General features: G+C 56.2%; 11 protein-coding genes and 1 pseudogene. 7 read left to right on the plus strand and 5 right to left on the minus strand.

Annotated elements, in window-relative coordinates:
• Window positions 1–9 precede the first annotated feature (9 nt).
• Window positions 10–1,131 carry a Gfo/Idh/MocA family protein gene (locus HZS52_RS07760; RefSeq protein WP_190374474.1) on the plus strand — a complete coding sequence of 374 codons (1,122 nt, stop codon included), beginning with the start codon at window positions 10–12 and terminating at the stop codon, window positions 1,129–1,131.
• A gap of 67 nt (window positions 1,132–1,198) precedes the next feature.
• Here the strand turns inward: HZS52_RS07760 and mgtE are convergent, their stop codons facing one another.
• Entirely contained in the window at window positions 1,199–2,554 is a 1,356-nt protein-coding gene (gene mgtE, locus HZS52_RS07765; RefSeq protein WP_190374475.1) for a magnesium transporter, read from the minus strand.
• 389 nt (window positions 2,555–2,943) lie between these two features.
• A complete protein-coding gene (locus HZS52_RS07770; RefSeq protein WP_041158762.1) occupies window positions 2,944–3,960 on the minus strand; it encodes a 1-aminocyclopropane-1-carboxylate deaminase in 1,017 nt (338 codons plus the stop codon).
• 203 nt (window positions 3,961–4,163) lie between these two features.
• Between HZS52_RS07770 and HZS52_RS07775 the strand changes: the two genes are divergently transcribed.
• Complete coding sequence (locus HZS52_RS07775) at window positions 4,164–4,670, plus strand: Lrp/AsnC family transcriptional regulator (RefSeq protein WP_041158761.1); 507 nt, start codon at window positions 4,164–4,166, stop codon at window positions 4,668–4,670.
• 124 nt (window positions 4,671–4,794) lie between these two features.
• Here the strand turns inward: HZS52_RS07775 and HZS52_RS07780 are convergent, their stop codons facing one another.
• On the minus strand, window positions 4,795–5,781 hold the full coding sequence (locus HZS52_RS07780; protein WP_052475657.1) for a LacI family DNA-binding transcriptional regulator: 987 nt from the start codon (window positions 5,779–5,781) through the stop codon (window positions 4,795–4,797).
• A gap of 355 nt (window positions 5,782–6,136) precedes the next feature.
• Here HZS52_RS07780 and HZS52_RS07785 point away from each other — a divergent pair, with 355 nt between their 5' ends.
• Genes HZS52_RS07785 through HZS52_RS07805 form a run of 5 tightly spaced genes read left to right on the plus strand, consistent with a single transcriptional unit; the run spans window position 6,137 to window position 12,079 of the window.
• Window positions 6,137–7,069 carry a Bug family tripartite tricarboxylate transporter substrate binding protein gene (locus HZS52_RS07785; protein ID WP_041158759.1) on the plus strand — a complete coding sequence of 311 codons (933 nt, stop codon included), beginning with the start codon at window positions 6,137–6,139 and terminating at the stop codon, window positions 7,067–7,069.
• 37 nt (window positions 7,070–7,106) lie between these two features.
• A complete protein-coding gene (locus HZS52_RS07790) occupies window positions 7,107–7,544 on the plus strand; it encodes a tripartite tricarboxylate transporter TctB family protein (protein ID WP_190374476.1) in 438 nt (145 codons plus the stop codon).
• A gap of 1 nt (window position 7,545) precedes the next feature.
• Entirely contained in the window at window positions 7,546–9,066 is a 1,521-nt protein-coding gene (locus HZS52_RS07795; protein WP_190374477.1) for a tripartite tricarboxylate transporter permease, read from the plus strand.
• A gap of 33 nt (window positions 9,067–9,099) precedes the next feature.
• The gene (locus HZS52_RS07800) at window positions 9,100–10,245 is read left to right on the plus strand and encodes a mandelate racemase/muconate lactonizing enzyme family protein (RefSeq protein WP_190374478.1); all 1,146 of its coding nucleotides are present in this window, start codon (window positions 9,100–9,102) and stop codon (window positions 10,243–10,245) included.
• 31 nt (window positions 10,246–10,276) lie between these two features.
• Complete coding sequence (locus tag HZS52_RS07805; protein WP_190374479.1) at window positions 10,277–12,079, plus strand: alkaline phosphatase family protein; 1,803 nt, start codon at window positions 10,277–10,279, stop codon at window positions 12,077–12,079.
• 82 nt (window positions 12,080–12,161) lie between these two features.
• Here HZS52_RS07805 and HZS52_RS07810 read toward each other — a convergent pair whose 3' ends face one another.
• Both HZS52_RS07810 and HZS52_RS07815 read right to left on the minus strand, forming a co-directional pair.
• A complete protein-coding gene (locus tag HZS52_RS07810) occupies window positions 12,162–12,539 on the minus strand; it encodes a YbaN family protein (RefSeq protein ID WP_190374480.1) in 378 nt (125 codons plus the stop codon).
• Window positions 12,540–12,650: 111 nt separating this feature from the next.
• Window positions 12,651–13,352: pseudogene (locus HZS52_RS07815) on the minus strand (ATP-binding cassette domain-containing protein); the annotation flags it as partial.
• Window positions 13,353–13,364: the final 12 nt, after the last annotated feature.

A 13,364-nucleotide genomic window follows, 5' to 3' on the forward strand; every position in this document is an offset into this window, starting at 1 on the left:
AAAATCACAATGAAAACCCTCAAAATTGGCCTAATCGGCACCGGTTTTATGGGTAAAGCCCACTCCATTGCCTTTAACGCGGCGTCCAGCGTTTTTGAACTGCCCGCCAAACCCGTTTGCGAACTACTGGCGGATGTTGATCTTGCCACCGCGGAGAGCCGGGCGCGGGCCTGGGGATTTGCCCGCGCCACCGACGACTGGCGCGCTCTGGTGGCCGACAGCGAGGTGGACGTGGTGGATATCTGCGCGCCTAACTTCCTGCACAAGGAGATGGCGCTGGCTGCCATTGCCGCTGGTAAGCATGTTTACGCCGAAAAACCGCTGGCGCTGAGCACGGCAGACGCGAACGAAATGGTCGCCGCGGCTGAAAAGGCGGGCGTCAAAACCCTGGTGGGCTTTAACTATATTCGCAATTCTGCCACCCAACTGGCCCGCCAGATTGTTGCCAGCGGCGACATCGGAGAGTTGATTCACTTGCGTGGTCGGCACAACGAGGATTACCTGCTCGACCCGCAAAAGCCCCACGATTGGCATACACAGCGGGCGACCGCAGGCGCCGGTGCGCTAGGCGATGTGGGCTCGCATATTCTCAATATGGCCGAGTTTCTAACCGGACAGCGCATTAACGAGGTTTGCGGCCAACTACAAACCGTCATCCCCACTCGGCCCAAGGCCGACGGCAGCGGTATGGCTGCGGTAGAGAACGATGACCAGGCCCAGGCCATGCTGCGGTTTGACCAGGGATTAATCGGCAATATCGAAACTTCACGGGTGGCGGCTGGCCGCAAAATGGGCTTGGCCTACACGCTAACGGGCACCAAAGGCGCCATTGTGTTTGATCAGGAGCGCATGAGCGAGCTACAGCTGTATCGCCACGGCGATGCCCACGGCAGGCGAGGGTTCACTACCCTGTTAGCGGGCCCGGAACATCCCGACTATGCGGCCTTCAGCCCCGCGCCGGGGCATGGTCTGGGCTATAACGATCAGAAAATTATCGAAGTTCGCGATCTGGTGGAAGGCATCATCAACAACCGCCCCCTCTATCCGGACTTCCGCGAAGCCGCGCGGGTTAATCGATTAATTGATGCCATCGAAAGGTCAGATCAGTCGGGACAGTGGGTGACAGTATAGCCGTTGCTACTGCACTAAGCGCTTGGGTCTTTCTATAAAGGCCCAAGCGCCTGTTGGGCAGAAAAAGTCACAGAATAATCAGCGTCGCGAGCCCAAGGAATGATAAAAAGCCGACCACATCGGTAACGGTCGTCAAGATCACCGCGCCGGATAACGCAGGATCGATCTGGAGCTTTTTCAACACCATGGGGATGAGTACGCCGGATAAGTTGGCGAGACTCATATTGATAAAGATGGCCAGGGTGATCACCAGCGTGATCATGGCGTCGCCAAACCAGATATGGGAAATAAAGCCGACCACTAATGCCCAAACCAAGCCGTTACTCATCCCCACCCACATCTCTTTGTTATACAGCCAGCGGATGTTGTTGCCTGCAAGTTGGCCCAGCGCCAGGCCGCGTATAACCACGGTGAGGGTTTGACTACCCGCAATACCCCCCATGCTCGCCACCACCGGCATCAAAATGGCCAGGGCTACAATTTGATCCAATGCAGCTTCGAATTGACCAATAACGAAGGCCGCTAAAAAAGCCGTTAACAGATTAATGCCCAGCCAAATGCCGCGACTTTTTGCGCTGCGTAAAACGGGTGTGAAGACTTCCTCTTCGTTACTGACGCCAGACATATGCTTTAACGTCATGTCAGCGTCGTCTTGGGTAATTTCAAGTACGTCGGCGGCGTTTAGCTGGCCTACCAATAATCCATCGCTATCGCACACGGGCACAAAGTGCAGCTCTTTAGAACGCAATAACGCCGCCGCATCACTGACTTTCATTTGATCATTTAGGGTGAAAAAGTCATCCATATAATCATCAACCACCGCATCTTGTGGTTGCTTGATTAAATCAATCAGGGTCAAAGTGCCGAGTAAGCGTTTGTCCTTATCCGTAATCATGATCTGCTGCGACTCATCGTCGAGCAAATGGTGGATGCGGATATAGCGCTGTACGGCCTCTAACGACACGCCCTGTTTTACATTGACCGTTTCAGGATCCATGTAGCGGCCAACCACGTCATCTTCATAGGCGTGAAGATTCTCAACCTGGGCGCGGATCTCTTGCTCTAAGCTGGCGTAGACGCTGGTTTTTATGGCTTCATCAGCAACATCCAAAACTTCAGCAACTTCTTGAGCATCCAAGCCTTTAACAATTTCCTCTACATCGCTGGCCGATAAGTCTTCGATGTAGTCAGCACGGATGTCTTCGTCCACTTCGGCGAGAACCTCGCCGATTAAATCGTCGGGAACATACTCCCAAAGAAAATCTCGCGTTTTGGCCGGGAAGGATTCCAGTGTTCGCGCAATGTCTAAAATATCGAGTTCAGAAAAATGCGCTTTTAGTGCCGCTGCGTCTGGGTCATCTAGCAGGTTTTGAAGGTAGAGAAGCTGCTCTTCGGAATTGGTGTACTTTTCATCATCGCGCATAGAGTCCGTCCTTGTTGGAAGCTAAGTGTTGAAGAGGTGCAAACTCCTGGCGGCTCGCTTTATGAATGTTATAGACAGGTATGGTTGAACGCCACGCGAACACCCTAGGCTATGCGCTGCTGGGCAAAACGGGCGGTATGTCGGTGTTAGTCATCTCATCATCGGCGCCGGCCCAGGTCGGCGTGCCGTGGGTGAAATCCAGCGGCGCTGGGTACTGGACAAGTTCGTCAAGGGTGAGGGAGGTGTGCGGGAAGCGTTGAAGACATGGCGTATCCGTGAACATCTTATACGCCAAGACTAAAGGGTGTGCCTTATTTGTGCAGCAGTAACCGTCTGATCGGCGTTATTGAGGCGCTGGATCAGACGGTTCGAGGTGGGTGTTTTATTCCTTATCCATTTCTAAACAGGAAACTATAGGCATTTAGCGCGGGTACGCCGCCTAGGTGGGCGTAGAGTACCTTGGAGCCCGCTGGGAATTCACCGTTACGCACCATGTCGATCATGCCGTGCATGGATTTTCCTTCGTAAACGGGGTCGGTGAGTACGCCTTCCAGGCGGGCGCATAGGCGAATGGCTTCCAGCGTGCCTTCGTTGGGCAGTCCGTACTCAGGGCCGCCGTAGCGGGTATCCAAAATAACATCGTCATCGTTAATACCACCTTCCAATTCCACCAGCTCGGCCGTATTGCGCGCGATGCGTAGGATCTGTTCACGGGTTTGTTCAGGCTTTGCAGAGGCGTCAATGCCAATCACTCGCTGGGCACGGCCATCGGCGGCAAACCCCACCACCATGCCTGCCTGTGTGCTGCCGGTGACCGAGCACACCACGATATAGTCAAACGTAAAGCCCAGCTCTTTCTCCTGCTGACGCACCTCTTCAGCAAAGCCTACAAAGCCTAAGCCGCCGTAAGGGTGCTCGGAACAGCCAGCGGGAATCGGGAAGGGCTTACCGCCTCGCTGGCGAACATCCTCCATGGCCTGCTCCCAGCTAGGGCGAATGCCGATATCAAAGCCAGCGTCGTCCATTCGCACATCGGCGCCCATGATGCGTGACATCTCGATATTGCCCACGCGGTCATACACTGCATCGGAGTAGTTAACCCAGTTCTCTTGCACCAATACGCACTGCATACCCAGGTGAGCGGCCACCGCGGCAACCTGGCGGGTCTGGTTGGATTGAATACCGCCAATCGATACCAGCGTATCGCAGCCCTGCTCAATCGCTTCGGGAATCAAGTACTCCAGCTTGCGCGTTTTGTTGCCACCAAAGGCCAGGCCGCTGTTGCAGTCTTCGCGCTTGGCGTAGAGCTCCACTTCACCGCCTAAATGTTCGCTTAGCCGTTTGAGCGGCGTAATGGGAGAGGGGCCAAAGGTGAGTGGGTAACGTGGGAAGCGTTCGAGGTTCATAGCAATCTCCAGCTTTAAATCATTGGGTGCGATATAGGGCGGCTAAGGTTGTTGTGAACAATTGGCGTGCTCTCTACTATTTATAGTAAGTGTTAGCCATGATTTTTGTGTTGCAAAGTTGTCTGTTTTAAAGCAATAAAAGTTGCTAATGCATATTTTATGTGGTCTTAAATAGTGTTTATAGATGAATAAGGTAAATAATAGTGCGCTCAAAAATCTCCCGTTCACGCCCTGAGCCTGATGATCAGGCGGCTGAACTAGACCGAACAGATCGGCGTATTCTTAAACTGCTTCAGGAAGATGCCACGCTCTCCAATGTGGCGTTGGCAGAGCAGGTGAGTTTGAGTCCGGCGGCGTGCTTACGTCGGGTGGAAAAGCTCAAACGGGATGGGGTGATCAGCCGGGTGGTGGCACATTTAGACCCGGAGCAACTACAGGCGGGCATGGTGGTATTGATTGGCGTGGTGCTGGATCGCTCGACGCCGGAATCCTTCGCCGCCTTCGAAGAGGCGGCCCAGAAGGTGTCAGGCTGTATGGAGTGCCACGTGGTCACCGGGGAGTTTGATTATTTTATGCTGGTACGCACCCGGGACAGCCAAAGCTTCAACAGGCTGCACGCTGAACAGTTGCTCTACCTGCCCGGCGTGCGCCAGATCCGCTCGTTTATGGGGCTGCGACAGGTGGTCTCTACTCATAAGGTGCTGGTTTAGGCGTGTCGGAGTTACGCTAAAATAATCCTGCTCCGTCGTCGTGGGTGTGGATAACGGTATTGCTATGATCTAACTGATCGGCAGTCCAGTAGGCCGTCTGTTTGTTCAGGCAAAACACTATATTTCAAGCGCTCTCTCGAATGATGAGTCTTACGCCTAGATCTACTCTCGTGTCCATATTTGCTGTGTCATCGCCTTTGAGACGTTCGAGTAACAACCGGGCGATATGCGTGCCGATCTCTTGCCGTGGGGGATCCACCGTGGTCATTGGCGGCACTGTGCTGTCAGTGAAGTCTTGGTTGCCGAATCCCACAATAGCCAAGCGCTCGGGTATCGACCAGCCTTGTCGTTGGCATTCAAGCATTGCGCCTAGGGCGACCATGTCATTGGAGCAGAACACTGCTTGAATCTCAGGATGGTCGTTGACAAGAGTGCATAGCAATTGGCCAGCCTCTGCGGTATTACTTCGCCCGGTAAGTTCTCGAACTAGCACCGAGCCGCCAGCGGCGGCGATCGCGTCGTGAAAGCCTAGATAACGCTCGTTAGCACGGATGTCGCGCTGGAAGTTGGTGCTCAAAAAAGCCATGTGCTGATATCCGCTACGCATGAGGTGTTCCGCCACCAGTCGCCCACAAGTGCGGTGCGAAAAGCCCACAACCATGTCCAATCCTTCCTGACCGTAATCCCACATTTCAATGATTGGAATATCGCTATTGCTCAGCAGTGAGACTGACTTTCGGCTATGCGAAAAACCAGTTAGTACGAGTCCCGAAGGATTCCAGCTTAGGATTGAGCGGATCAGTTCCTCCTCACGCGATGCATCGAACTCGGTGTTGCCTATTAATAGTTGATAGCCGGCTGCGCGAAGGTTTCTTTCCAGAGTCTCAAGGGTCTCCGAAAAGAAGGAGAAGGTAATCGTAGGAACGATCACACCAATGATATTGGAGCGCGATGAGGCCAAACCACCAGCCATCGTATTGGGTAGATAGCTCAGCTTATCAATTGCTGTTTGGATCCGCTCGGCCCTACGAGAAGAGACCTCATCGGGACGACGCAAATACAGCGATACGGTACTTGGAGAAACATCCGCGAGCTGTGCGACTTCGCTCATGGTGGCTCGTTGTGAACTTCGTTTGCGTTTTTTCACTTTCCCTCTCTACCCGTTTTTTTGAAACAGATCCTTGCATGCTTTCGATTAGGCTGAACAGTTATTCCACAGCGTTGAATTCATAATTGATCATGCTGAATAAAGCACGTGCCGGTAGCGGTATTAGCGCAGACCTTGAGTGATAACCCGATAGCTAGCTATTCGACCAATGGACAATCATTTCATCATTGACCTCTCATATCGTAGCGCTACGATTAAGGCGTGGAAAGTACATCAATGACATAAACTGATGGTCAATTCAAAATCAAAGCATCAGACATGCAAAATTTCGTAGCGATACGAAAAGGAGATTACAATAATGAAGCCTATACGCCACTCTCTGGCTCTGATGGTTCTCGTCGGGGCCTCACATGCCGCTCAAGCCCAAGAGACCTTAGAAATTGTTGTCCCATTCGCGGCGGGCGGCGCCACGGATATTGTCGCACGCAGTTTCGAACCGATTTTCTCTGAGAAGCTTGGTGTCACCTCTGTGATACGTAACCTTGCTGGCGCCAGCGCCACGGTAGGCACCAGCGAGGTCGCCAAAAGTGAAGGCAATCCCAATATTATCGGTTACGAACCGGCTGGCGCACTCAGCATTCAACCCTCATTGAAAAACCTTCCCTACGGGCAGGAAAGCTTCACTTATGTTTGCCGAACCACGTCCAACCCGATGTTTCTGATGGTGTCTAAGTCGTCTGACATCGAAAACTTCGACCAGCTTGTTGCTGCCTCTCAGGAGCAGCCGCTGCTCTATGGCTCTTCAGGCCCAGGCACTTTGCCGCATTTGGCACTGGCAGCACTGGTGATCAACAGCGAACTTCAGGCCGAGCATGTGCCCTATAGCGGATCCGGCCCGGCGATGAATGCGCTGGCGGGCAACGAGATCCAAGTCATGGCCGATACCGAGACCATTCTCGGAAACTATGACCTCCGCCCCTTAGCCGTTTTCTCGGAGCAACGCCTGGAAGGCTACGACGATGTGCCGACCATCGGCGAACTCGAGGGTGTGCCGGACATGGACTTCTCCGTTTGGCAGGGTGTCGTGGCGCCCAAGGGCATCAGCCAGGAGCGTGCCGAACAGTTTACTCAGGCGTGCAAGGCCACCATGGAGTCCGATGAGTTCAAGAGCTTTGCCGAACGGGCCAACGTCAACATCGCCTACCTAGGGCCGGACGACTTCGAGTCGTTCGTGAAGGAACGCTTCGAGGCCAACAAGCAGGTGCTGCGTGATGCAGGCCTGCTTGATTGAAACGACCAAGGCATAACGATTTAGCGAGGTAAGCATCATGGTTGCGAGATTGGCCCACCCCAGGGTGTTGCTGGCTCTGGGACTGTTCCTGATCGGTGTCGTGCTAGCGTTCCATGCCTGGGGCGGTCCCTCGGATGCCATGCTGGTTCCGCGCATTGTCCTGACCTTGTGGTGCGTGATCGCCTTGGCGATCACGCTCGTCGAGCTTTCACGGGTATCGGGGCTGGGCAGCGGGTCGCTGTCGACACTCCCTGTATTGATGGCGGCCGTACTCATCGCTGCCATCGCCGTGGCGAGCCTGGGGTTTCTGCTCCCCTCGCTGCCGCTCGTCGCCCTGACCCTCTGGATGTTTCGCCTGCGTCGCCCACTGCCGTTGGCGGTGGGTACGCTGGTGATCGCCGGTGGCCTGTGGTTCCTGTTTCACCATGTGTTGCTGATTCGATTGCCGACACTCTTAAACAGCGGAGCGCTGTGACATGGATATCATTCTTGCCGCGGTGAGCGATGCCTTCACTTGGCAGGCTTTACTCGCCATCGTCATCGGTACCTGGGCGGGGATAATCATCGGTGGGCTTCCGGGTCTCGGGTCGGTGGTGGGGCTGACAATCTTTCTTCCCTTCACGTTCGGGATGTCCACCATTACCAGCATGGCGCTGTTGATCGGTGTCTACTGCGGTTCCGTTTACGGCGGCTCGATTACCGCCATTCTGATCAACACCCCCGGCACGCCCCAGTCGGCGGCGACCACCTTCGATGGCTACCCCATGACCCAGCAGGGGCGCGTCGACGAGGCGCTGGGCTGGGCGACCTTCGCGTCCTTCTTCGGCGGCATACTTTCATGCGTGATACTGATTTTTTGCGCGCCGCAACTCGCCAAGTTCGCCGTCAACTTCGGTTCGATAGAAGTCTTCGCGCTCATCTGCCTGGCGATGATGTGCATCGTGGGCGTGTCCAAGGGTAGCGTCATGAAGGGGCTGGTTTGCGGTATGATCGGCTTCTTCCTTTCCATGGTGGGCTCGGATCCCATTACTGGTGCCGACCGCTTCACCTTTGGCAGCTATGCCCTGTCTTCGGGGCTGACGCTGATTCCGGTAGTGGTTGGTGCATTTGCACTCTCGGAAATCTTCGTGCGCTTTGCCACGCGAGACGATCCCGGTGCGAAGATCCCTGAGGCCACCTTACGCTTTCCCAAGCTCGGTGAGTGGTTAAAGCGCTTGGTCGAGTTGGTGCGTGGCTCGTTGATCGGCAGCTTTATCGGCGCACTGCCGGGCACCGGGGCAGCCGCTGCTGCATTCATCAGCTATGCCACGGCGCAAAAGCTCTCCCCACGCCGCGATCGCCTGGGCAAGGGTGAGCCCGATGGCATCATTGCGTCGGAGTCGTCCAACAACGCGGTGACCGGAAGCTCGTTCATTCCTACGCTGGCGCTAGGCATTCCCGGAGATGTCGTCACGGCGATGATGATGGGCGCGATGGTGATCCATGGCATTACGCCGGGTGTGCGATTGATGGTCGATCAAGCACAGACGGTTTATTCCCTGTTCGTTGTGCTGATCATCGTCAACGTCGCCATGCTGATCCTGAGCAAACCCTCCATTGGCCTGTTTCGCTACCTGTTCCGGCTGCATCAGGGCTACATCATGGCCGCCATCGTGATCTTCAGCTTCATCGGTGCCGCGACGGTGCGCGGCAACCCGCTCGATCTGGTGGTGGCCGCTATGACCGGCATCCTGGCTTACGCCCTGCGCCGCGCTGATTATCCGATGGCACCGCTTGTAATTGGTATGGTGCTGGGCCCAGAGCTGGAAAGTTCCTTGCGTCGCGGCCTGCTGATCAAGCGTGGCGACTTCCTGGAATTTTTCACCCATAGCGGGATTTCCATGACGCTGTTTTCGTTGCTCGCACTGTTTATCGTTTGGACCGTGTGGTCGAGCATCGCGCAGCAGCGCCAGACATCGATTAACCCCCGGCCTGCCGAGAGCGACTCAGCCAAGTAAGGCCCTTTTCGAATTCGTTACTGGATACGCCACATGATCATTACCGATATCAAGACACACGTGCTTTCCGCCCCGCTCGAACAGCCCTTCGCCTTCTCGCAAGGGTGGGTTCATCAGCGCACCGCCATGCTGGTTGAGGTTCATACAGAAGATGGTCTGATCGGCTGGGGTGAGTCGATCAATCATGGCCTTCAGCCGCCGCAGGTCGCCCAGGCCGTCGTGGAGTATGCTCTAAAACCTTTGCTAATTGGTCGCTCGGTGTTCGATCACGAGGTGCTTTGGGAAGAGATGTATAACCACACTCGGCCCTATGGGCAGAAAGGGGCAGCGCTGTTTGGCATAGCAGCGATAGACATTGCCCTATGGGATCTTTTCGGCAAAGCGTTGGGACAGCCGATTCATCGGCTCATGGGCGGCGCGTTTCGGCGAGAGATCCGCCCCTATGCGACCGGATTCTATCGTCGCAAAGACGGGTGCTACCCCGAGGATATCGTGGAAGAGGCATTGCGCCACCAAGCCAACGGCTATCGGGCGATGAAGATCAAGACTGGTTTCGGTGTCGATTCGGACATTCGCGACATGCGCGCCGTGAGAGAAGCGGTCGGTGACGACGTGCAACTGATGATGGATGCCAACTGCGCCTATAACGTGCCGGCGGCACGTCGCATCCTCATGGAACTCGAAGATACGCGGGTGCACTTCTTCGAGGAACCGCTCAGCCCCGAGAATCGTCATGGTTACCGCGAGCTCAAGGGCGTGTCGCGCACTTACGTAGCTGCTGGTGAGAACGAATATACCAAGTTTGGCTATCGCGAACTGATCAGCGAGGGGGCGCTGGATATTATCCAGCCTGATCTAGGAGCCGCCGGCGGATTCACTGAGTGCCGCAAGATCGCCGCGCTTGCCCAGGCTTGGCACGTGCCGCTTATTCCACACGTGTGGGGCACCGGTATCGGCCTTGCCGCTGCCGTGCAGTTCATTGCCACACTGCCGCCACAGCCGCTGTCGCTGAACCCGGACGAACCGATACTCGAGTACGACCAATCAGCGCACCCCTTCCGTCAGGAACTGATTGGTGGTGAATTCGCGCTCAACGCACGGGGTTATGTGGAGGTCCCCGACAAGCCCGGGCTAGGTATCGAGATCGACCGAGACGTCATCGACCGTTATCGACTCTGAAGCACGCACGTTCTAGCCAAGGGAGCAATGTATGTACAACGCGAAAAAAGTATTGGTGCTGGGCGTCGACGGTCTGATTCCCGAGTTGGTCGATAGGTTTTGCCATGAAGGTGTACTTCCCCATATCGATCGATTGCGTCGCGAGGGTGGAACAACACGGCTTATGCCCTATATCTCGACCTGGGGAGATACCAACTTTGTTAACTTTCTAACCGGGCAGGCACCAGGGAACAGCTGGGTGGGGCAGCGCATCTCTCCCAGCGGTACGCGGCACTTGTTGGAATTGATGGCCGAAGCGGGACAAAATTGTGCGCTGGTGCACTTCCCCGAGTCACTCAAGCCCACCGGCAAGAACGATCTCTGTCTGGCGCCGTTCTGGAGCGGTAAAGGCCCGGCCCCCATGGAGATGGCCCCGGCCGGCGTGCATAGCACGGATCTTTCCCAGTGGCCCGACGCTGCCCAGAACGAGGCGCTGGGCTGGCCACCGAGCGGTAGCCTGGCCCATCACCAGAAGCACAACCGTCACGCAATCGAGCGCTCGGAGGATGGCTATCACGCCGTTATCCGGCTCAATGCCGGCGATAGCCTAGCAGTGACCTTGAGCCCAGCGACCGACACGCGGCTCCAACTGACGCTAAACGAGCGCGCGGCGACACTGGGCGTAGGCGAATGGAGCGACTGGTTGCCCGTCGAGGCCGGAGACGAGCGGGGGCATGTGAGCTTCAAGCTGTTGGCCTACGATGCCGAGCGGGGACACGTAGATCTGCTGCAATCGCAGATAACCATGCCCGAGCAGTTGGGCAACCACCTGGCCCTGGCCAAGAAGCTGACACAACGCCATGGGCCATTCATCTCCAAGTGGACCGTGTCAGCGGATCCCGACTCGCCCTATTATGAAACCAGTTTCGAAGAGGGGCGCTATCAACTGGAGTGGCTCGTCGATAGCGCCCTGACCTTGCTGAACGAGGAGGACTTCCGCCTGTTCGCCACGGTGTTCCGTCTCAATGACGAAACCCATCATACCTGTCTGGCCTATTGCGACCCGGAATCTCCATTCTTCACTTCCGATGGACAAGAACGTTACTTGAACACCATCCGCACTGCGTACCAAGTGCTCGACGATGCAGTGGGTCGCCTGCTGGCTGGGCGCCGCGAGGACACCGTGATCGTGCTCGCTTCGGATCATGGCGACGTGCCGAACCATTACCTGTGTGATATCCACCGGCGACTGGCTGCGTTTGGGCTCTGTACACTCGATGAAAATGGTCGACCAATACGTCAGCGTAGCCAGGCCTTCCTTAAGGATGAGCGCGGCGGCCTGGAGGTCTTTGTTAATCGAGACATCCTGGACGAGGGAATCGTTTCCGAGGCTGATGCGGCCGAGGTGCAGACGCGAATCCTCAAGGCGTTAAGCACGTGGTACATCGATACCCCTCAAGGCGAGCGTAACGTGGTCGCTTTCGCCCTCAAGAAACAGGATGCCAGTGTACTGGGGTACTGGGGCGACAACGCCGGGGATGTGCTGTTCGCCTACGCCTCGGGGTTCGTTTGGGGTGTTAACCGACGTGGTGATACCGTGGCTGCCGTTGAAAGTGCCGGAGCCAACCATGGCCCTCAGGTACCGTCCGCCAGCACCGCATTCGCCTCCAATCATGGTTTGGCGATCCTGCACGGTGAAGGAATACTGCCTGGCTCCAGGTTACCCTTCGATACCCAACGCGGCATCCAGCGAATGGACAATGCCGGGGCCACGTTCGCACGCTTGCTGGGGCTAGACACCACCACCCTCGATGGCATGCCGCTGAATGCGCTATTAGACGGAGACGTTAGATAGCAGGCCGCTGCCGCGAAATGTTAGGCGTTAACAGCGCAGAATTTTGCGGCGTTAAAGCCGTGTTAGCCACCACTGCCAAGCTTTACTCATTAGAAGACGAAGGCTCAGGCCGAGTAGCCAGCCAAACGGCAATCAGCATCAGTAGAGCGATCACGCCCCAGCGAGTCCAGCCAGGGCCGAGTGACCAAGCGGTGATCAGAGCACTCAACGCTATCATGCTAACAGCCGCCAACTTAGCGTGCCGGGGGATGGCGCGCTCTTGCTCCCAGGTAACCAGCAGTGGCCCGACATAGTGGCGGGAGCGGATCCAGGCCTCAAAGCGCGGTGAGCCTTTGGAGGCACAGTAAACAGCCATTAGCATAAACACGGTGGTCGGCAGCAGGGGCAGAAAGATGCCTAATACACCGATGCTAAAACTCATCCCTGCCAACACGACCCACATGAGGCTGATCAGTCTCATTCTTGCTCCCCAATTGGCACACGGTGATGCCTATATTGCCCGTTACGTATGGATAAGTATGGACTTATATGAGGGCTTTGCCACTCGACTCGTTGGCTGCTGAAAGCTGTCTTAAGGCGCCAGGGCGAGCAGAGGCTTGCCATGGGGGCCGCCCTCAATGTGCTGAAGTTCGGCTGCGTAAATCTTCGCAATGGTCGCGGGGTTAAGCACCTGGCTGGGTAGTCCGTGGTCAATACGCTGCCCTTGATGCAGCAACCATACCCGGTCAGCGTAGGTGCTGGCGAGATTAAGGTCGTGGAGCACGCAAACAATCGCCATGCGGTGCTGTGCGGCCCAGCCGCGTAGTTGCCGCATCAAGCGCTGCTGCTGGCCGATATCCAAGGCACTGGTCGGCTCATCCAGCAATAAAATACCACCATCCTTGGCGGTGGGAGAGCCCCTTGAGAGTAGTTGGCAGGCGCCCCGTGCGATCATCACCCGCTGGCGTTCGCCACCGGAAAGCGAGAGTACGCTGCGCTTGGCGAGGTGGGTTAGATCCAGGTCGTTAAGTAGCGCTGCGACCAGTGATTTGGCCGGGTTACTGCCTAGACTCAACAGTTCGTCGGTTTGCCAGTCAAAGCCGGGCAGTTCCTGCTGGGCGACCAGGGCACGCCGGTTGGCAAGTTCGGCGATGGGCCATTCACGCAGGGGTTTGCCATCCAGATGTAGCTCGCCCTGCTCGGCAGGGCGAAAGCCTGACAGCATGCTGAGTAGCGTGCTCTTGCCCGCGCCGTTGGGGCCGACAATGGCAAGTAGCTCGCCAGGGCGAATTGTGCCGTCTAGTGG

The sequence above is a fragment of the Vreelandella titanicae genome, assembly GCF_014697095.1.
In the GTDB taxonomy this organism is placed as follows: domain Bacteria; phylum Pseudomonadota; class Gammaproteobacteria; order Pseudomonadales; family Halomonadaceae; genus Vreelandella; species Vreelandella titanicae.